The organism is Collinsella sp. AF25-2LB (assembly GCF_003458415.1).
In the GTDB taxonomy this organism is placed as follows: domain Bacteria; phylum Actinomycetota; class Coriobacteriia; order Coriobacteriales; family Coriobacteriaceae; genus Collinsella.
The window spans coordinates 23,945-43,387 of sequence record NZ_QRUF01000009.1; the positions used below are offsets into that span (position 1 = coordinate 23,945).

Genomic DNA, 19,443 nt, shown 5'->3' on the forward strand with positions numbered 1-19,443 from the left:
CACGATGAAATCTCTCAACAACTGGTGGTGGCGTGATGCGAATACGATCGGTCGACAGTGAGTCCCTCACGCCTGTTTTTGCGCTCTAGGTGATTGGAAGGCCTCCGGTTTCGACCGGGGGCCTTTTTCTATCTCGAGCCCGATCGCATTCGCATCACGCGCCTCCGCTTTTCTCTTGCAATCCCCTTCCGAAAGGATTTTCACCATGCCTCAGAACACCACCGCCACCCAGCCCCGCACCGTCCATACCGCCGATCGCGGCAAACTCGATGTCCGCGCCCTCGTCCTGCTCGCCATCCTGCTCGCCGCCGGCTTCATCCTCAACTTCACCGTCGGCAAGGCAATCTCGGGCATCTCGGGCGGCATGATCAGCCCCGAGTTCATCATCTCGGCCTTCTGCCTCACCATCCTGGTCGTTCGCCCCAACATCGGCCAGGCGCTCGTCATTGGCCTCATCTCGGCTGCCGTGATCCAGATCACCACCACTTCGCCGTTCGTCGATTTTGCCGCCGAGGGCATCGCCGCCATGCTCATGGCCGGCATCGTCAACGCCGCCGGCAAGAACGGTCAGGTCAAGCCTGCCGTCGCCATCGTCGCAACCTTCGTGACCACCTTTGTCTCCGGCGCCATCTTCATGGTCATCAAGATGGCCATGCTCGGCGTGGTCGGCGAGCTCGCCGCCGCCATGTTGCCCGTCGTCGCCATGACCGCCGTCTTTAACGCCATTCTGGTCGGCGCCCTCTACTTGCCCATCCAGAAGGCCCTGAAGCTCAACTAACCCACAGTGTCCCATCGGTAAAGACTGTCCCAAACAACTAGCTCTTGGGGACGTTCTTAAACGACTAGTCATTAAAGAACGTCCCCGATGACTATGAAAGGTATCCATGGAAACGATCATCAACGTCGACGATGTCTCGTTCTCCTATGGCACGCAGACCGAGCAGGCGCTCAGCCACATCTCACTCAGCGTGAACAAGGGAGATTTCATCGGCATTATCGGGCCCTCGGGCGCCGGCAAGTCCACGCTTGCCGCCTGCCTGTCGGGCGCCGTGCCCCACCACTACACCGGCACGTTCTTTGGGTCCGTCATGGTTGACGGCCACGACACCTGCGAGGTCTCGTTGACCGACGTGTCGCAAATCGTCGGCAGCGTGCTGCAGGATATCGACACGCAGATGGTCGCCTCGGTCGTCGAGGACGAGATACTCTTTGGCCTCGAGAACTTTGGCGTTCCCCACGACCAGATCGAGCAGCGCGTGAGCGAAACGCTCGAGACCGTCGGCATCAGCGACCTGCGCGACCGCGAGATCGCCACCCTCTCGGGCGGACAGAAGCAAAAGGTGGCCATCGCTGCCATCCTCGCCATGCGTCCGCGCGTCTTGGTTCTCGACGAGCCCACCGCGGCACTCGACCCCGCCAGCTCCACGTTGGTCTTCGAGACGCTGCGTGAGGCAAACCGCGCGCTTGGAATCACCATCGTCGTCGTTGAGCAAAAGGTCGCCCTACTCTCGGAGTACTGCAACCGCGTGCTCGTGCTCAACCATGGCGAAATCGCGCTGCAGGGCGAGCCACACGAGGTCTTCGCGCATACCGACGAGCTCCGTGCCATCGGCGTCGACTGCCCTCGCGTCACGCGTATCTTCAATAGCCTCGAGGCCGATGGCCTGGTAAGCGGTACCCCTTGCTTGGATGTCGATGAGGCCGAGCGCCTGATTTCGGGCATTGTCGACCCCGCACACGCGGCCAGCGAAGCCCAGGCGCCCGCCGGCTCCCCGCATGCACCGTCGTTGCGCCCGCACGCCAAGGACGCCGAGCCCGTGCTCACCTTCGATCACGTTGAGTTTGCCTATCCCAATGGCGGCGCCGCCGTACACGACCTCAACCTGACCCTCTATCCCGGCGAGCTCGTGGGCATCGTCGGCCAGAACGGTGCCGGCAAGACCACGCTCACCAAGCTGCTCACAGGCCTGCTTAAGCCCGCCTCGGGCAGCGTGCGCGTTACGGGGCTGGACACCGCAGCCGTTCCCACGAGCCGCATCGCCCGCGAAGTCGCAACCCTCTTCCAAAACCCCGACCGCCAGATCTGCAAGGATACCGTACTCGACGAGGTCGCTTTTGGCCTGGAGCTTGCCGGCATCGACCGTGCCGAGGCTCTGCGTCGCGCTCGACTCGTTATCGACCGCTTTGGCCTGCCTGCCGATGAGGCACCTTTCTCGCTTTCGCGCGGCCAGCGACAAATGGTGGCGCTTGCCTCCGTCGTAGTTGTTGAGCCCAAGATCGTCGTGCTTGACGAGCCCACGAGCGGCCTTGATTACCGCGAGTGCATGACCGTCATGGAAACGGTGCGCACCATGGCCGAGCGCGGCTGCGCCGTGATTATGGTCTGTCACGACATGGAAGTCGTTTCCGACTTTGCCGAGCGTATCGTAGTAATGGCCGACGGTCGTATCCTCGACCGCGGCCGCACGCACGAGCTATTCTCGAACATCGAGCTCATGCAGCAAGCCTACGTTGAGCCACCTCAGGTCATAGAGCTTTCTCATCGTCTGGCATCCTCCGTCTCTCCCGTCTTTGCACAGGTGAGCGAGGTCACCGATATCGTTCGCATTACCGAGGAGATGGTCCACCGTGGTTAACGTCATCGACTATATGCCGGGCGACACACTGCTGCACCGCTTGAACCCGGTCGTCAAACTGGGCCTTGCCGCCGCCATCATCATCGGCATCTTCCTGTCCGACACCTACGTGGCGCTGTTGGGCTTTTTGGCACTCACCCTCGCACTGGGCGCCTATGCCGGTGTCGTCGACCGTCTGCTCTCGCTACTCAAGCTGCTGATTCCGCTCGCACTTATCATGCTGGTGCTTCAGCTGGCCTTTATGCGCGACGGCAACATAGTGTGGGGCTTTATCACCGACACGGGCCTCATTACCGGATCGAAGGCCTGCCTACGCCTGTTGGGCGTGGCGCTGCCACTCATCCTCATGCTTATGGTGACCAAGCTCAACGACCTCGCCAACGCCTGCGTCGAGGTGCTGCACGTGCCGTATCGCTATGCCTTCACCTTTACCACGGCGCTACGCTTTGTGCCGGTGTTTGGTCAGGAGATGAACGCCATCATGGAAGCGCAGACCGCACGCGGCGTCGAGTACGACACCAAGAACCCCATCAAGAAGCTTAAGCTCATGCTGCCACTGTGCGTGCCACTGCTCATCTCGAGCGTGGGCAAGACCGATGCCACAGCCTTGGCGGCAGAACAGCGCGGCTTCTATCTGCGTACACGCGCCAGCTCGTACAAGCGCTACCCCATCAAGGGCCTGGACATCGCCGTGCTCATCGTCAGCATCGCCCTCATCGCCATCGGCTTCCTGTTCTAGTTCGCCACCGGCAGCAACCGCCCAACGCAAAAGGCCTCGGCTCGCACCAAACGAGCCGAGGCCTTTACTGTTTCACCAGATAAAACCTACCAAAATTAACCTGTCCCTTTTTGACAGGTCGGAAGCTAGAGGCGGTAGGGGGCGCCGCTGCGGATGATGGATTCGCGCACCAGGACATCCATGGCATCGAGGGTGATCTCGGGCATCTCTCGATACTTCTGCAGCACCGATAGCTCGGTGCAGGCCAGAATGACACGGTCGCAGCCGCTACGGGCGAACTCCCACATCACGCGGTCGAACTTATCCATATCGGGCTCACGTCCGGCCTTCACATCATCGTAGATAAGCGACATCACATCGTTCTGACGTTTCTCGCTGGGATAGACAACCTCAACACCCGCGGCCTCGCATTCGCGGCCGTAGACGCCCGCGCCCACGGTTCCGTCGGTGCCCATGATGCCAATCTTGCGCACCGGCTCGGCCGGCATACTCAGGTTGGGGTCGAACTCGCACTCCCCCATCACCGCACCCGCAAGGGCATAGCGCACCGACTCACGCGGCATGTGGATAATCGGCACCTTCGTAAACGACTGGATCTGGTCGTAGAAGTAGTGTGACGTGTTGCAGGGAATGGCAATGTGCGCACAGCCCAGCGACTCGAGTGCCTGGGCACACTCTTTCATGGTCGCCAGCAGCTTGGCATGCTCGCCGGTCTTAATGGCCAGCGTGCGGTCGGGCATGGTCGACTTGGAGAGCACCACCATGTCGATATGTTCCTGATCGCAGGCAGCAGCCGTATGACGCACCACCTGGTCGTAGTAATATGACGTGGCCTCGGCGCCCATGCCGCCGATAACTCCCAGCTTTTCCATCGCCGCCTCCTTGGTGACGCTTGCGCAATTGCGCGTATCATACCCGCGCCCGCCCGATGTAAACCGGACGGGCGCCGCACTCATCTACTTGTAATACGTCTTGAACAGCTTAAAGTGGCGCAGCTTGGTGTGCCACATGCGCAGCCAGCGGTTAAAGACAAAGTCGCCCTTCATAAACGAAGGGTCGGCGCCCTTACCTTCCTTGTCCAGGCGATGCACCTTAGCGCGCAGCTCGGGATCCTTGACGTACTTGTCGACGACGCCCATGGGGACGACCATCCACAGGGCCTCGTCCTGCGCCGTCACAAACTCCGGCTCAAACGGGCGGTTGAACACATACTCGTCCACCACATACTTGGCAACGTTAAAGCCGCTGTTGGTAACGTAGTAGTTGCTGCGACCCTGGCGCGTGTTGAAATCGAAGAACTTAAATGAGCCGTCGCGCTCGTCGTACTTAACGTCAAAGTTGGAATAGCCCACAAAGTGAAGGTCCTCGAGCAGCTTGCGCACGCCGCCCATGAGCTCGTCATTGGGCTCGGTGATGATACAGGCGTGGTTGCCGACACCGTGAGGCTGATGCTCCTCGAGCAGCACATGGCCCAGGCACATCATGCGCACCTTGCCGTTGCGGTCGGAATAGCTGGTGAGCACGCGCATGTACTCGTCGTTGCCGGGCACGCGATCCTGCAAGATCAGATCGTCGGTGTAGCCACTGGCATACGAATCGCGAATGACCTGTTCCAGCTCGGCGCGGTCGGCAATCTCATAGGCCTTCTTCTGGCCCTCGAACTCGTGCTGCCACCACATGATGCCGTCAGAAGGCTTCAGAATCATCGGGTAGGGAAAATCGATCTGGTCGAGCACCTCGGCAGGTGCCTCGCCTTGGTCGTTCAGCATCGCCATGGTGAAGGTAAAGGTATGCGGATAAGGCACGCCATGCTTCTCGCACAGCTCGTAGAAGATCTCCTTCTTCTGGCACTGCTCGAGCATGCTGTAGGGCGCGTAGGGAGCGACGATGTTATCCGCCAACTCATGGGCATCCTTGGCCTGAGCCACGAGGGCAACGTAGTTGTCGCCACAGCCCACAAGGACAATCGTCTTGTCGGCATGCGCTTGGGCAATGCCGTTGACGGTTTTGAGCATCACGGGCATGGTGTCGATATCCACGTTGGGCGTGTAGTCGATAATCTGGCTGCGGTACGCGGGACCCGTCTGGTACTTGCCAAAGACCAGACTCTTGACCTGGTACTCCTCGTAGAAGGCGCGCGCCACCGAATAGGCGTTGATGTCGCCACCGAGCAGCACGGGAATGAACTCGCGCTCTGTAAATTGCAATGCCATGGAAACTTCCTATCATGAACTGCCCACACAACGGGCGGTCTTTGCGCAACTGATTTATTCTAGCGTGCCAAGCCGCCGGCGCCCAAAGCTCCACCGTATCTATGGCAATCGACGCAATCGTCCAGCACGAAGGCGGCGCTCACCGTTGTATGACAACGGGCAATGAACCTACCATTGTTGTAGGATTCAACATGTTGCCCGCCCCGTCGAAAGGTGCACCGTGCCCCAGGCTCATCCGATCAACAACCCCATCATTGACGCCGCCAAGCGCGAACTTGCGGATCGTGCCCGGACGGCAGCTCCCCTACGCACCGCAAACGATGCTTACAACGGGCCTGCTCGTATCGTCTCAATCAACACGTCGGAGCACAAAGGCACTCGCAAGTCGCCCGTCGCCGATGGACGCGACACCGTCATCGAGCAATTTGGCCTCGCTACCGATGCGCACGCCGGACATTGGCACCGCCAGGTCTCTTTTTTAGCCGCGGAGTCCATCCAGACGGCGCAGGCACGCGGGCTCGACGTACACGAGGGTGACTTTGGAGAGAACTTCACAACCCGGGGCATCAACCTGCTCTCGCTCCCCTTGGGCACGCAGCTCAAGCTTGGCAGCGAGGTGCTTGTCGAAATCAGTCAGATCGGCAAGGTCTGCCACACACGCTGTGCCATCTACTATCTAGCCGGCGACTGCATCTTTCCCCACGAGGGCGTTTTCGGCGTGGTACTAAAGGGCGGAGAGGTCCATATCGGCGACGATATCCAGGTAGTCAAACTCGGCGACGGCACCTGTTCGTTCACCCCCGCCGAGGCGCTCGAAAAGATTGAGCAGGCTCGCCAGGAGGGCACGCTGTAGTTGTAAAACCCCACGTTGAGATAGCTTTTACAGCCCCAAACCCCTCTTAAACAGGCCCCCGTAACGTTAAAGTTGAACTCTATGGTTTCTCAACAATTCATCATAACTGCAGGTCAAAGCCAAAGCCTCAAGTTCAACTTGACCCTTTGGAACCTTTAAGGTTCAAGTTGAGGTCGAAAGCAGTAGTAGAATACCGTTCGAACCATAACCTACGATTGATTGCAGAGGGACTGGATGCAGCATTCGAATCATCGCACCGCAGCGCTCATTGCGTCGAAGCCGGCTCGTATCATCACGAGCGCCGCGCTCGCCGTTGCGCTGACGGCCACGCCGATGCTCTCCCCCGTTGCGGCGTATGCCGCCTCGCAGGCAACGCAGGACCAGCTTTCCGCAGCCCAGCAGAAGATCGAAGCCGCCACGAGCGCCTACAACGACGCCCGCACCAAACTCGATGACCTGCAAAAGCAGATTGACTCCAATGAGGCGAGCATCGAGGAAATCGAGGCTAAGCTTCCCGAGCAGCAGGCCAAGGCAAGCTCTGCCATGCGCGATCTGTACAAGTATCAGAAGGGCACCAATCCCATCGTGAGCTTCCTGGTCAACGCGCAGAGCCTGGGTGAGTTCATCACGACCTGCAAATACACCAACCAGATCACGAGCTCGAGCGTCGACGAGATCGAAGAGCTCAATAACATGCAAACCGAACTTGAGCAGAACAAGGCCGAGCTCCAGCAGGCCAAGTCACAGCTTGAGGCAGAGCAGAAAAACGCCGAGGATGCGCTGGCGCAGGCCCAGCAGCTCCGCAGCGAGGCACAGGCAAAAGCCGAGCAGGAAAATGCCGCCGAGCTTGCCAAGCTTGAGGCCGATAAGGCCGCTGCCGCCGAGAAGCTCTCGGGCGAGGGCGTAAGCGGCAGCAATTCCAGCAGCCAGGCCACCAACACCAACACCACCATCGACACCACGGTGAACAACGCCAATACCGGTAGTTCCGATTACGATTCGTTCATTAATGAGTGGACGAGCCGCATCGACAATTATCTCGCCGGCTCCCCCATGGCAGGCCAGGGCTACAACTTTGCCGTCGCCGCTTGGAATACCGGTGTCGACCCCCGTTGGTCCCCCGCCATCGCCTGCATCGAGAGCACCAAGGGTGCTTATTGCGCCAATTCTTATAACGCCTGGGGCTGGAGTGCACGTGGCGGCGGCTGGCGCAGCTTTGGCAGCTGGAGCGAGGGCATCTCCGCTCACGTTGCCTATCTGGGCGCCAACTACGGCTCCACCCTTACCCCGGCAGCGGCCAAAAAGTACTGCCCGCCCACGTGGCAGGACTGGTACAACAAAGTCGCCGCTCAGATGAACCGCATCTAGGTGCAACTGCAAAGGGCCCCAATGGGGCCCTTTTCTTTTAGGTAGCGGAGGTATCGACGACGCCGGTCGCATTGGCAACCGCGACTATGACGATCATGCATAGGAGCAGCACACCCAATGCCTTGAGCCAGAGTTTCGCGAGTTTCTTGCCGCGATGGCTGTCGAGCAGTGCGAATCGCCGACGAAGACGGCGCTTATCGAGCAGCGCAAAATGCATAAGCACCATAAGGCCATCGACAAAGAAAAAATACTCGATTATGAGAAACCACGTCGGGTAGCTTTGGTTTGCTCCCGTGGGGTGAAAGACGGCAAAGTGACTTCCGGCAAAGAACACAAGTAGCGAGAAGCAGACAAGCGTATTCCAAATGCGCCCCAGAGACTCCGGAACGCGAGAGAGCGGACCGCATGCAGCGGAGGCGGCAGGCCTAGGAAGCCCTGCGGGGTTCTGGAGCCCTTGGAGCGTCAACACCGTCTCCGAGGCCGGAGTACGGACAGGCGCAGGTGTAGGAGGCCGCACGGGGCGGCTCAGATCGTATGCCGAGCGCGTCGCCCGTCCCAACGCTTCCGCACTCGCAAAACGCTTGGCCGGGTCGAGCGCCATCGACATGCAGACGGCATCGGCAAGTGGAGTGGGAATGCCACGCGCCTCGCATTGCTCGCGCATGTCGAGCCCTGGTTTAGGGTCGACTCCCGTCAAGCAGAAGAACAACAGGGCGCCCAGTGCGTAGACGTCGCTGCGCACACTCGTCTGCCCAAACCCATACTGCTCGGGCGGCGCATAGGGTCGCGTGCCAAACTTGACGGTGTCGGCATCGGCGCCATCGCGCCATACGCGCGCGATCCCCAAGTCGATAATCACCAGCGACGAAAACGTCAGGCCCTCATCGAGCGTACAGTTCGCACCCGTCACGATGATATTCGACGGTTTGAGGTCGCGATGGATCACCGGCGCCGACGTCTCCCCCGCCATTGCAAAACCGGCGTGGAGCTCGCCCACGGCATCGCATAGGGCAGGATACAATTCACGCGCATAATCGGGGGTGGCTCCCAGACGGTCCACCAGCGCCCTGAGCGTCTCCCCTTCGATGTATTCCATAACCACGTTGAGCTCGTCGCCCACACGATGACAATCGACGATTCTGGGCAGGTGCTCAAAACGCCTGCCTGCCCGCTGGGCGGCAAACAGACGCCCGTATGCCCCGCCGATTTGAGCCGAAGCATCGATGCGTTTACGGACAAAGGGGCCGAGCGAACCACCGCCGGTTCCTTCAAAGTACACGAGCTCGGTTGTTTCAACGGACGAGCGCTTAAGTACACGCTCCACGCGATAGCTGTCGTCGCGATCGAGCGACGCCAGATGTTCGGCAAGCGCTGCGGTCAGCTCGTCATCGGAATATGTTGTGGTCTGAGTATCCATAGCCTCCATCATAGCGCAGGGCGCAGACACCCCATGGCATCCGCGCCCCGTTCGTTTGCATCGTTGTTCGGCAGCTCCGCCGGCTCAGATATCAGCCGCTAACTCACCGTCTCCTCGCCAAAGCGATACAGCTCCTCGTTGACCTTTTGGAGGCTGCACCCGCGATCGATGCAAAAGATGATAATCGCATCACGGCGATCCTTGCAGTTGAGGACGCTTACCCCGGCAGCCGTCAGTGCACGGTTGGCCTCTTTGAGCGTCAGCGCCATCGCAAAGGCAATCTGCAGCACCTTATTGCGACTCGGGTGACGCGCACCGGTAAAGATCTGATAGCCGAAGGTCTCATTGAGATCGGCCATACGAACCACGCGCGAGCGCTCCAAGCCCTTTTCCTGCAGCAGCTGCTTCAGGTAGTCCGAAAGCGACGGGGCGGCAAAGTCGTGCTCCCTGATATAGCCATCGATGTTCGGCGCATCGAGAAGCTCATTGAGCAGCTCCTCGGTCAGCTTTTTATCGGGCATACGACTTCACCTCCCCCCAGTGCATGCAACATGCTAAAAACCGCTTACATCCGAACGCTCACAGCTAGCAACCTGGTCAGGAGACACCGTACCCAGCGCCTCGAACTTCCAGGAGCCGCCCGCCTTCAGATGATTGGTGTTTGCAAGAGCCGTTCCAACCTGGTTGCCATCGGCATCATACAGAACATACTCAATCTGAATGTAGCTCTTTTCCTTGTCCGTGTTATTGGTCAGCGTGCCCGTGATCTTATAGGCAAACTGATTGGAGGTGTCTTCAGCCTCGTCAGCAATGGTATACGGTTCTTGCGGTTCTTTTTGCTCCTCAGCCTGCTGTGTCGCCTCGGCAGGTTTTGCCGAATCGCTCGCAGACGAATCGGTTGAATTGCCACCCATAGAGCCCACGGCACCGACGATAACCAGCACCACGATGACGCCTAGGACAATCTTGCCGATCGGCTTCTTTCCCTCTTTTGCCATTATGCATCCTTCCTATGATCCGGCTACCGCGCCGGCGCACAGCACATCGTAGGAAGGATTGGACTTGAATTCATTAGCTGTGAGCTAAAGTTGCGATAAACGGCCAATGCAGTTATCCGAACGCCGAGCAAACGCACTTTGCACGACCGTCTGCTGGCTGTGTATCAACCCAACGTGACGGATTCCCCGGTAAAGGTGCTCACAAGCAACAGGATAAAGAAAACTAAATAGCTGATGCTCAATAGGTAGGCGACGACTAAAAAGATAGTCCATCCAACATTGGTCTTACCATCGGCACGACGTTGCTCGCGAGAACGGCACAGCCAGACCGTCACGCCAATGGCCACAATCAGCAACACGAGTGCCGCTGCTGCCACCCCGGCAAGCGCAAACATCACGCCAATGCTCACAGCAATAACCGGGAGCAGTAGCAAGCCACACCCGCATCCACCCGGGCTATATACGGCAGACTGTCGGCGTCGCCTCATCGTCGCCCCCATCATCTTTGAACACTACAGTGCGATGGCCCGCTGAACAGGAACGATCTTATCGAGTTCCGGTTCGATCCGCCTTTTCTCGGCCTCAAGGTCAAACGCCACCTGAGCACGCAGCCAATAACCATCCGTCAGGCCAAAATAACGGCAAAGACGGAGGTCGGTGTCGGCCGTCACGCGACGTTTTCCCAAGACAATCTGCCCGATACGCTGAGCAGGAATCCCGGTCTCTTTCGCAAGGCGATATTGAGAAATGCCCATGGGAACAAGAAACTCCTCTTTGAGAAGCTCACCAGGAGTCACCGGCGACAGCAAATCGGCCGAAGTCTCATCACTTGTGATAATCGACGATTTCGACATTCCAAGCCATCTCCTGTCTCCACTCAAAACAGACCCGATAGCGCTCGTTAACACGGATGCTATATTGCCCGGCACGATCGCCCTTCAAAGCTTCCAGGCGGTTGCCCGGTGGAACGCGAAGATCATCAAGCGAAGCACAAACCTGCAGTTGGCGAATCTTCCTCAACGCAACACGCTCAAAGGGCACGAACTTCCTGACCCGCACACCCATGGCAAAGCGTTCGGTATCCTCATCTTTATACGATGCAATCATAGTATCGCCTTACGTTAGTAACGTCAAACGTTTCTATAGACTTACATCTCTATTATATCGTACGTTTGTTCGTATTTTCTAGAACAAATAGTCCTTCACGCCTTAGTCAAGCAAAAGCAATCGTTTGTAGACATCGAGGCCTTTGAGTAGGATTTCCTCGTCGAAGAGCATGCTATCGGTATGCAGAGCGCTTGTGGCATAGGCGGGGCAGCCATCCGAATCACTCGGGTTGTCTTGGTCCTCTGGCATACCCGTGCCCAGCAGGAAAAATACGCCCGGCAGATGGCGTTGATAGAACGCGAAATCCTCGGCAATCAGCAGCGGCTCGTCCACGAGCTGTAACTCGGGCAGAGCAGGCGCGATTCGATCAAACAACTCGGGATCGTTGTCGACCGGCGGATAGCCCTCGGCAAAGTCGAGATCGTACGTGCAGCCCGTTGCAGTGCATGCCTCATCAAGCACGCGGCGCACACCCTCGCGTGCACGGTCGAACATGCCGTCCGTAAACACACGCAAGCTGCCGGCCACATGGGCCTCCCCCGCCACCGCGTTGCAGACGGTACCGGCCTGCAGCAGGCCAAACTTGCCGATACAGGGCTCGCCGGTGCCCAGTTCGTCCATCAGCTCGCGCTCGGTAACCAAAAACTTCGCTGCCGCCAACGCGGCATCGTGTGACTCCTCAACCGGCACACCATAAGTCTTAGCAATATGGATACTCGCACCGTGAATATGGATATGCGTCTCGCTCGAACGCGCCAGCAGCGGACCAGAACAACTCGCCAGCGTGCCGGCAGACAGATCGGGCCACACATGGAAGCCAAAAATGCGGTCGGCCCCATAGCGCTCGAACACACCACTCTCGCATACCGTCTTGGCACCACCGGTCGTTTCCTCGGCCGGCTGGAACACAAAAAGCACGTTGCGTTTAAGTGAACCCGGCTGCTCGCGAATCGTGCGGTCGACATACGTCGCGGCGGCGAGCGCCATGGCCATGTGTCCGTCGTGCCCGCAAGCGTGCATCTTGCCGGGATGAGACGAGGCGAAGGCCGCACCCGTCGCCTCGGCAATGGGCAGCGCATCCATATCCGCACGAATCGCCGTGGCATGCGTGGCACCAACGCCAGCGTCAAAGAAAGCGCAGACGCAGCTGGGGCACGGATGGGTCACCTCGCAGGCAAGCGACGCCAACACGCCCTCGATATAGGCAATAGTCTGCGGAAGATCGAAGTCGAGCTCCGGGATCCTGTGCAAGTCGCGCCGATAGCGACGGAGTTCTTGGAGCTCGGTCATAGAGGTTCCTTTCATTGGTGTGCGCCGGTTGCTATCTATTGTGCCGCAAGATTGCCATACCCTTATTTCCAGCATATCCCTGCATTTTTTAAACGTTATATACGAATACTCTTGTTTGGTAAAGTGCAACGTGGTAGGGTCGTTACCACTTGATAGAGGCGCGGGCACGAAGAACCGCGGGCGAGCCGGCAGGCTTTGACCCCGTGGGGAGGCGAAACCCGCCGAACTGGGTTTTTCGGGCACGAACAACCTGGTGGGCCTGTGGGAAACACCCACAGGACTGTCTGCAGCAATGCGGGAGCGCTATCCGGACATTGGGTCCACGCTATGCGGATTCGATGCGCAGATGGCGCCGTCTGGATAGCGAGGTTTACGGGACATGGCATTGACCCCCAACGAGGCATATGCGGCCAAGCAGCCGTTTGTGGACAAGGAGACGCTCGAGCATATCGTCGAGCAGTTCCCCACGCCGTTTCATCTATACGACGAGGCGGGCATCCGCCGCAACATGCAAGAAGTGCGCGACGCCTTTGCATGGAACCCGGGCTTTAAGGAATACTTTGCCGTCAAGGCCAACCCCAACCCGGCGCTCATCTCCATTCTCAACGAATACGGCTGCGGCTGCGATTGCTCGAGCTATACCGAGCTCATGATCGCCCGCTCGCTGGGTATCACGGGACACGACATCATGTTCTCGTCCAACGATACGCCGGCTGCCGACTTTGAGCTCGCCGACAAACTGGGTGCCATCGTCAACTTTGACGACATCAGCCACATCGAGTTCTTTGAGCACGTTGCGGGGCCAATCCCCAAGACGGTCAGTTGCCGCTTTAATCCAGGCGGCCTGTTCCAGCTCTCCAACGGCATCATGGACAATCCGGGCGACTCCAAGTACGGCATGACCACCGAGCAGCTCTTCGAGGCCTTCCGCACGCTCAAGGCCAAGGGCGCCGAGCGCTTTGGCATCCACGCATTCCTTGCCAGCAACACCGTCACCAACGACTACTACCCCAAGCTCGCGCGCATCCTCTTTGAGCTTGCCGTGCGCCTGGAGCGCGAGACCGGCGCACACGTCGCCTTCATCAACCTATCCGGCGGCGTCGGTATCCCCTACCTGCCCGAGCAGCAGGCCAACGACATCCACGCCATCGGTGAAGGGGTGCACACGGCCTACGACGAGATTCTGGTTCCCGCCGGCATGGGCGATGTGGCAATCTGTACCGAGATGGGCCGCTTTATGATGGGCCCCTATGGGTGCCTGGTCACCAAGACCATCCATGAGAAGCAGATCTACAAGGACTATATCGGCGTGGACGCCAGTGCCGTTGACCTTATTCGTCCCGCCATGTATGGCGCCTACCACCACATTACGGTGATGGGCCAACCGGGTGGTGACGACAAGACCACAGCGCCCGCTACGGACACCTACGACATCACGGGCAATCTGTGCGAGAACAACGATAAGTTCGCCATCGACCGCGAGCTGCCGCATATCGACATGGGCGACCTGCTCGTGATTCACGACACCGGCGCGCATGGCTACTCCATGGGCTACAACTACAACGGCCGTCTGCGCTCCGCCGAGGTCCTGCTGCGCCCCGATGGCTCGGCAGACCTCATCCGCCGCGCCGAGCGCCCGGGCGATTACTTTGCCACGCTCGACGTGCTACCGTGCGGCCGCGAGCTGCTGGCCAAATCGCGCGCCGATGCCGCCCGCCGTCGCGCTCAGGACGAGCGCCTAGCAGTCACCGCCCAATGGAACAAACGCGTCCAGATCGCGGAAGCGAAGGAGAAGAACATGGATATCCGCAATCTCGAGGGCTCAATCGTCGCCCTTGTCACGCCGTTTAAAAAGGACGGCAGTGTCGACTTTGACGCGCTCGAGCGCCTTATCGATTTCCACTTGCAAAATGGCACCGACGCCATTCTCACCCTGGGCACCACCGGCGAGAGCGCCACGATGACCGATGACGAGGACAACTCCGTCGTCGCCGCCGTGGTCAAGCATGTTGCAGGACGCGTCCCCGTCATCGCCGGCTCAGGCTCCAACTCCACGCAGACCATGCTCACCAAGTCGCTTACTTACCAGGGCTTGGGAGCCGACGGCCTGCTGCTCATTACCCCCTACTACAACAAGTCCAACGAAGAGGGTATCTATCAGCACTTTAAGACCGTCGCCGATGCCGTTGACATCCCCTGCATCCTGTACAACATCCCCGGCCGCTGCGGCTGCGGTATCAGCGAGCGCAACGTAGAGCGCCTAGCCGCGCACCCCAACATCATGGGCATCAAGGAGGCCTCGGGCAACGTCGCCTACGCGGCCAAGATCGCCCACCTGCTGTCCGACGATTTCCGCATGTACTCGGGCGAGGATGCACTCACAGTGCCGCTCATGAGCCTGGGCGCTTCGGGCACCATCAGCGTGTGGGCCGACGTGCAGCCGCAGCTTGTACACGACATGTGCCGCGCTTATCTGGACGGCGACGTAGCGCGCGCCCGCGATATCCAGATTGCCGGCCAGCCGCTCATCAACGCCCTCTTTAGCGAGGTCAACCCCATCCCCGTCAAGGAAGCGCTCGCCCAGATGGGCATGATCGAGGCAAACTACCGTATGCCGCTGTGCCCCATGGCAGACGACACGCGAGCCGCACTTACCGATGCTCTGAAGGGAGCTGGTCTACTTGATTAAGACCGTCATTATGGGAACGGGCCGCATGGGCTCGCTCATCCGCACTACCGCCGAAGGCATTGTCGACGCCGCCGGGCAGCCCGTTTTTGATATCGTGGCCCAGATTGGCTTCGATTTGAGCGAGCTCGAGAACGCACCGGCTGCCGACGTCATCATCGACTTCTCGAACGTCGCGACCTTCGACGCCGTCGTCGCCTATGTCGAGCGCACGGGCGCGGCGTTGGTCTCAGGCACCACAGGCTACACCCCCGAGCAGATGGACCGCCTGCGTGAGCTGGGCCAGAACACCCGCGTTATGCACTCGGGCAATTACTCCATCGGTATCGCAGCCCTGCGCCATCTGGTAGCGCAGGCTACACGCGAGCTGCCCGGCTTTGACTGCGAAATCGTCGAGACGCACCACAACCAAAAGGTCGACGCCCCCAGCGGCACTGCCAAGCTACTGCTCGACGCCGTCGTCGAAGCCGAGCCCGAGGCAGGCTACCACCCCGTCTATGGCCGCGAGGGCATGTGCGGAGCACGCGATCCCAAGGAAATCGGTATGCACTCGCTGCGCGGCGGCACCGTCGCCGGCGTGCACAAGGTGAGCTTCTTTGGCCAGGACGAGGAGGTCACGCTCACCCACCGCGCCACGAGCCGTCAGATCTTTGTCAACGGCGCCTTGGCAGCCGCGCAGAAGCTCGTCACCCGCGAACCCGGCTTCTATACGTTCGACAAGGTCATGTTTGCCTAACCAGGTATCAACCGAATCCACCCAAAGGAGAGATAGCAAATGAGCAACGCAGCCGAGATGGATGCACAGGAGATTATCAACTACATCGCCACCGCGCCCAAAAAGACGCCCGTCAAGCTGTACGTGCGCGAGAAGCCGGGCATGAAGGTTGCCTGGGGCGACGCACATGTCTACGGCGGCCGTCGCGGCAAGACCGTCTTTGGCGACTGGGACGAGCTCAAGACCATCCTGGACGCCAATGCCGATTCCATCGATTACTACGACGTTGAAAACGATTGCCGCAACTCCGCCGTGCCCATGCTCGACCTTAAGGGCATCAACGCCCGCATCGAGCCGGGCGCGATCATCCGCGACCGCGTCGAGATTGGCGACCGTGCCGTCATCATGATGGGCGCCATCATCAACATCGGCTCCGTTATCGGCGAGGGTTCCATGATCGATATGGGCGCCGTGCTGGGCGGTCGCGCCACCGTGGGCAAGAACTGCCACATCGGCGCCGGCACCGTGCTGGCAGGCGTTGTGGAGCCCGCCAGCGCCACGCCCGTCATCATCGAGGACGATGTCATGATCGGCGCAAACGCCGTGGTCCTGGAAGGCGTGCACGTGGGCAAGGGTGCTGTAGTTGCCGCCGGCGCCGTGTGCGTCGAGGACGTCCCCGCCGGCGCCGTCGTGGCCGGTGTCCCCGCCCGCGCCATCAAGATGCGCGACGAGAAGACCGACAGCAAGACCGGCCTGGAAGAGGGCCTGCGCCAGCTGTAGAAGTTACGCGGTTTTGCCAAACCGCGTAACGGCTCGACGCTGCAAACGCCCCTAAGCGGCAACCTGACGTTCAATCGTCGGTCGCGTACCGAAGTACGCTTCCCTCCTCTTTCACGTCACCTTGCTCGCTTAGGGGCGTTTTCGCTGACGTGAGCTCAACCTGCGGCGCAATGTCAGCAACCAAGCCGAAAACAAAAAAGGCCGAAGTCCCAAAAGGCTTCGGCCTTTGTTTTTTGCAACGTCCAAGAGCAGTTTATCGATTCTCAATACTTCCGATGTTCTTGAGCTCGATGGAGATGAGGCCGTTGGGCTCGTTGACAAACTCGATGTACTCAGAGTTCGAACCCATCTCGGCCGGGAAGCTGATCTCGATGCCCGTGTCGGTACGGATCTTGTGGTTGCGCACAGCCGCGCGTTCGACCTGCTTGCGCTCCACGGGCACACGCTCAGGCACCTTCTCCTCAGTCAGTGCCGCGCGCACGCTCTCCTTGATAACCGGCTCGTCCTCAAAGACCTCATCGACGATATCCCAAGGGGGCAGTTCCTCGTCATCCTCAACTTTCTCGGCAACAGCAGCCTTAACCTTAGCGAGCGCTACGGCCGTATTGGCACCGTGTTCCTCGGCGACTTCCTCGACCACACGCGTCACGGTGTCGATGACCTCCTTGCCCGATACCCCCGTGTCGCACTGCAGCAGGCCATCGGGAATGAGCATGCGATCCTCGCCGGCAATCTTGCGCTTCTTATCCACATAGCCGATCTCCATGGTGCTTGCACGCACGATTGCATAGCTCGGCACCTTTTGCGAGGGATTCGGCAGAATGGCGTAGTGGCGCGCAATGTCGTTGCGCACCTCGCCCTCTTCGCGACCCACCTCGTGCATAAAAGCCTGCTTGGAGCCCAGCAGCATCACGGCAAACCAGCGGGCATCCTCATCGTCATCAAAGTCCGCCACAAGCACGTCAGTGGACTCGGCTTTCTCGGCCTTGGTAAGTTCGGAAGAGATGAACTCCGCAATCTGCTGAGACAGATCCACGAACTCACGCTCACCAAAGAAATAGCCCTTGAGCTCGCCGCCGAATGCGGAGTTCTCGGCAAACGTGGCACGCTTATTATCAGCCGAGGTACGAGCGCGCCGCAGGTGCGTGGTTACGAAATTACGCACGGTGCGGCTCTCGATATCGAGCTCGCGCTGGCTCATAACGTTGACGGCAGAGTCAAAGTCCAGGATATGCAGAATCGCGTGATTGATTTTCATATACGGCATTCCGTTCTAGATCGATTTCGGCACGAACCAGTATAGCGGTCGATCCCGCCCCAGGCGCATCGAAGATTGGTGCATCGGGGACAGGTTGCTTTGCACCAATGGTTAGCGCAGGAGCTCGGACTGCCAAGCCTCGAGCTGTTCTGCCAAGCTCTTGCCGGCAGCGGGCATGTCGATCTGGGGACGTTTGGGCAGAAGCGCACACTTAAGAATCGCAACGATAGTCTGCGAGACAAAGCGTCGCGTATCCTTGTCAAAGCCTTGCGCAGCCTGGAGCATCACGGGCAGGCTCTCGCGCAGATTCCCAGCGATATCCGCAAACCGCTCAGCACCCGTAGCCTCAAGCACGGAGAACAACGCATCTACAAAACGCTCGCGCTCGTTAGGCGACACCGCAAGCAGCATCTCGCGAATGGAGCCATCAACGTATCGAGCACCGGCGGACAGGCGCTCACAGTACACGAAGTCGCGACCATCAACCACCCAGCTAAAGGGATTATGCTGAAGCAGGCTGAACTCGGTGCTCTCAACGATGGCATAGTCCTCCTGTGTCTCGAACATCATGCCAAAGATCGACGACCGAGGTAGCGTCTTGTCGATTCGACCGGATAGATCGGCGAAGGCGTTGCCGCTCAGAAACTCCTCGACGAAGCCCGGACCATCATGGGAATACGCCCGTTCGATTCGCTCACGGGCGACATCGGGGCACATCGCCGCACCGTACACCGCAAGGTTTCCACCCTTGGAATGACCTCCGCACAAAAGCGGCCCGTCAATCGCATCCGCCGCCTCGTCTACATAACGCGCCGCGGATTCCTGGGCCGGCACAGGACACCGGAACGCCATGTTAAAGTCCTCTTTCCAGCCCACAATCGTGCTGTCGGTCCCCCGGAAGGCAAGATAGCTAAACCCCGCCGGAAATCGGAACGTCATGGCCGCAAACTGCTCCGTTGTCTCGGCATCACTCACGCTACGATAGCCGCAAACACGAACGCCACGGTAGCGAGGGCTTGCTGCCACAGCCTCCAACAGGGCACGACTCCCCTCCGGATCCCACAGGTCGCCAATCATGTCTTGGTAGCACTCGGCGCGCAGCAGCTCGCGTACGTCTAGGCCCTGCCAGTTCGTCAGCTCCGCCATATCACCCGGCAAACGCAAATAGGACAACCACGCAAAGACCAGGCTATCCACCGCGCAGAACGGCCGTTCCTCAAACGGATCAAACGCTGTCTGGGCATAGGTCAAAAAATTAGGCGAATCCGACATGGCCCTCCCATCAACTATGGTGCATTGGGGTCAGGTTACTTTGCACCAAAAAGGCGCCCGGGCCGTGTGGACCCGGACGCCTTCATTGTAGCTTTTCGCTCTAGCGAGCTT

General features: G+C 59.4%; 19 protein-coding genes and 1 riboswitch. Of the genes, 8 read left to right on the forward strand and 11 right to left on the reverse strand.

Annotated features, from left to right (window positions below; translation table 11 throughout):
- Positions 1 to 205: 205 nt before the first annotated feature.
- The 3 genes from DWY51_RS05485 to DWY51_RS05495 all read left to right on the forward strand — a co-directional run bounded on the left by DWY51_RS05485 (position 206) and on the right by DWY51_RS05495 (position 3,375).
- Complete coding sequence (locus DWY51_RS05485) at positions 206 to 778, forward strand: hypothetical protein (protein ID WP_117770122.1); 573 nt, start codon at positions 206 to 208, stop codon at positions 776 to 778.
- Positions 779 to 884: 106 nt separating this feature from the next.
- Positions 885 to 2,636 (forward strand): ABC transporter ATP-binding protein, encoded by a 1,752-nt coding sequence (locus DWY51_RS05490; RefSeq protein ID WP_117770123.1) that lies wholly within the window; start codon positions 885 to 887, stop codon positions 2,634 to 2,636.
- Entirely contained in the window at positions 2,629 to 3,375 is a 747-nt protein-coding gene (locus DWY51_RS05495; protein WP_117770124.1) for an energy-coupling factor transporter transmembrane protein EcfT, read from the forward strand. Before DWY51_RS05490 ends, DWY51_RS05495 begins: the two co-directional genes overlap by 8 nt.
- Positions 3,376 to 3,500: 125 nt before the next feature.
- On the opposite strand, the gene DWY51_RS05500 is transcribed toward DWY51_RS05495, so the two are convergent.
- Both DWY51_RS05500 and DWY51_RS05505 read right to left on the reverse strand, forming a co-directional pair.
- Positions 3,501 to 4,247 carry an aspartate/glutamate racemase family protein gene (locus DWY51_RS05500; protein ID WP_229028173.1) on the reverse strand — a complete coding sequence of 249 codons (747 nt, stop codon included), beginning with the start codon at positions 4,245 to 4,247 and terminating at the stop codon, positions 3,501 to 3,503.
- Between the two features lie 84 nt (positions 4,248 to 4,331).
- Complete coding sequence (locus DWY51_RS05505; RefSeq protein WP_055252363.1) at positions 4,332 to 5,588, reverse strand: ATP-grasp enzyme; 1,257 nt, start codon at positions 5,586 to 5,588, stop codon at positions 4,332 to 4,334.
- A 220-nt stretch (positions 5,589 to 5,808) separates the two neighbouring features.
- On the opposite strand from DWY51_RS05505, the gene DWY51_RS05510 reads away from it, so the two are divergent.
- Both DWY51_RS05510 and DWY51_RS05515 read left to right on the forward strand, forming a co-directional pair.
- Positions 5,809 to 6,441 carry an MOSC domain-containing protein gene (locus DWY51_RS05510; RefSeq protein WP_199411377.1) on the forward strand — a complete coding sequence of 211 codons (633 nt, stop codon included), beginning with the start codon at positions 5,809 to 5,811 and terminating at the stop codon, positions 6,439 to 6,441.
- A 234-nt stretch (positions 6,442 to 6,675) separates the two neighbouring features.
- Positions 6,676 to 7,809, forward strand: coding sequence for a glucosaminidase domain-containing protein (locus DWY51_RS05515; protein ID WP_117770125.1), 1,134 nt, complete (start codon positions 6,676 to 6,678; stop codon positions 7,807 to 7,809).
- A 37-nt stretch (positions 7,810 to 7,846) separates the two neighbouring features.
- On the opposite strand, the gene DWY51_RS05520 is transcribed toward DWY51_RS05515, so the two are convergent.
- From DWY51_RS05520 to DWY51_RS05550, 7 genes are all read right to left on the reverse strand, one after another.
- Positions 7,847 to 9,226, reverse strand: a complete 1,380-nt coding sequence (locus DWY51_RS05520) for a protein kinase (protein ID WP_158556914.1) — start codon at positions 9,224 to 9,226, stop codon at positions 7,847 to 7,849.
- Between the two features lie 98 nt (positions 9,227 to 9,324).
- A complete protein-coding gene (locus DWY51_RS05525) occupies positions 9,325 to 9,747 on the reverse strand; it encodes an XRE family transcriptional regulator (RefSeq protein WP_117637494.1) in 423 nt (140 codons plus the stop codon).
- 33 nt (positions 9,748 to 9,780) lie between these two features.
- Positions 9,781 to 10,224, reverse strand: a complete 444-nt coding sequence (locus DWY51_RS05530; protein WP_117770127.1) for an FxLYD domain-containing protein — start codon at positions 10,222 to 10,224, stop codon at positions 9,781 to 9,783.
- 164 nt (positions 10,225 to 10,388) lie between these two features.
- Positions 10,389 to 10,712 carry a hypothetical protein gene (locus tag DWY51_RS05535; protein ID WP_117770128.1) on the reverse strand — a complete coding sequence of 108 codons (324 nt, stop codon included), beginning with the start codon at positions 10,710 to 10,712 and terminating at the stop codon, positions 10,389 to 10,391.
- 24 nt (positions 10,713 to 10,736) lie between these two features.
- On the reverse strand, positions 10,737 to 11,078 hold the full coding sequence (locus tag DWY51_RS05540) for a HigA family addiction module antitoxin (protein ID WP_117770129.1): 342 nt from the start codon (positions 11,076 to 11,078) through the stop codon (positions 10,737 to 10,739).
- On the reverse strand, positions 11,050 to 11,331 hold the full coding sequence (locus DWY51_RS05545; protein ID WP_117635415.1) for a type II toxin-antitoxin system RelE/ParE family toxin: 282 nt from the start codon (positions 11,329 to 11,331) through the stop codon (positions 11,050 to 11,052). The genes DWY51_RS05540 and DWY51_RS05545 overlap by 29 nt, the downstream gene beginning before the upstream one ends.
- A gap of 102 nt (positions 11,332 to 11,433) precedes the next feature.
- Entirely contained in the window at positions 11,434 to 12,621 is a 1,188-nt protein-coding gene (locus DWY51_RS05550; protein WP_117770130.1) for an N-acetyldiaminopimelate deacetylase, read from the reverse strand.
- Positions 12,622 to 12,766: 145 nt separating this feature from the next.
- Positions 12,767 to 12,935: riboswitch (Lysine riboswitch) on the forward strand.
- Positions 12,936 to 13,000: 65 nt separating this feature from the next.
- Here DWY51_RS05550 and dapA point away from each other — a divergent pair.
- From dapA to dapD, 3 genes are read left to right on the forward strand one after another with little or no spacing between them, the layout of a single operon-like run.
- Entirely contained in the window at positions 13,001 to 15,310 is a 2,310-nt protein-coding gene (gene dapA / locus DWY51_RS09660; protein WP_117770131.1) for a 4-hydroxy-tetrahydrodipicolinate synthase, read from the forward strand.
- Complete coding sequence (dapB, locus tag DWY51_RS05560; RefSeq protein WP_199411378.1) at positions 15,303 to 16,043, forward strand: 4-hydroxy-tetrahydrodipicolinate reductase; 741 nt, start codon at positions 15,303 to 15,305, stop codon at positions 16,041 to 16,043. Before dapA ends, dapB begins: the two co-directional genes overlap by 8 nt.
- A 39-nt stretch (positions 16,044 to 16,082) precedes the next feature.
- On the forward strand, positions 16,083 to 16,802 hold the full coding sequence (dapD, locus tag DWY51_RS05565) for a 2,3,4,5-tetrahydropyridine-2,6-dicarboxylate N-acetyltransferase (RefSeq protein WP_006234339.1): 720 nt from the start codon (positions 16,083 to 16,085) through the stop codon (positions 16,800 to 16,802).
- Positions 16,803 to 17,055: 253 nt separating this feature from the next.
- On the opposite strand, the gene DWY51_RS05570 is transcribed toward dapD, so the two are convergent.
- Positions 17,056 to 18,060: a nucleoid-associated protein gene (locus DWY51_RS05570; RefSeq protein ID WP_022094136.1), complete on the reverse strand. Its 1,005-nt coding sequence runs from the start codon at positions 18,058 to 18,060 to the stop codon at positions 17,056 to 17,058.
- A gap of 111 nt (positions 18,061 to 18,171) precedes the next feature.
- Entirely contained in the window at positions 18,172 to 19,332 is a 1,161-nt protein-coding gene (locus DWY51_RS05575) for a DUF2974 domain-containing protein (protein ID WP_006234342.1), read from the reverse strand.
- Positions 19,333 to 19,443 lie beyond the last annotated feature (111 nt).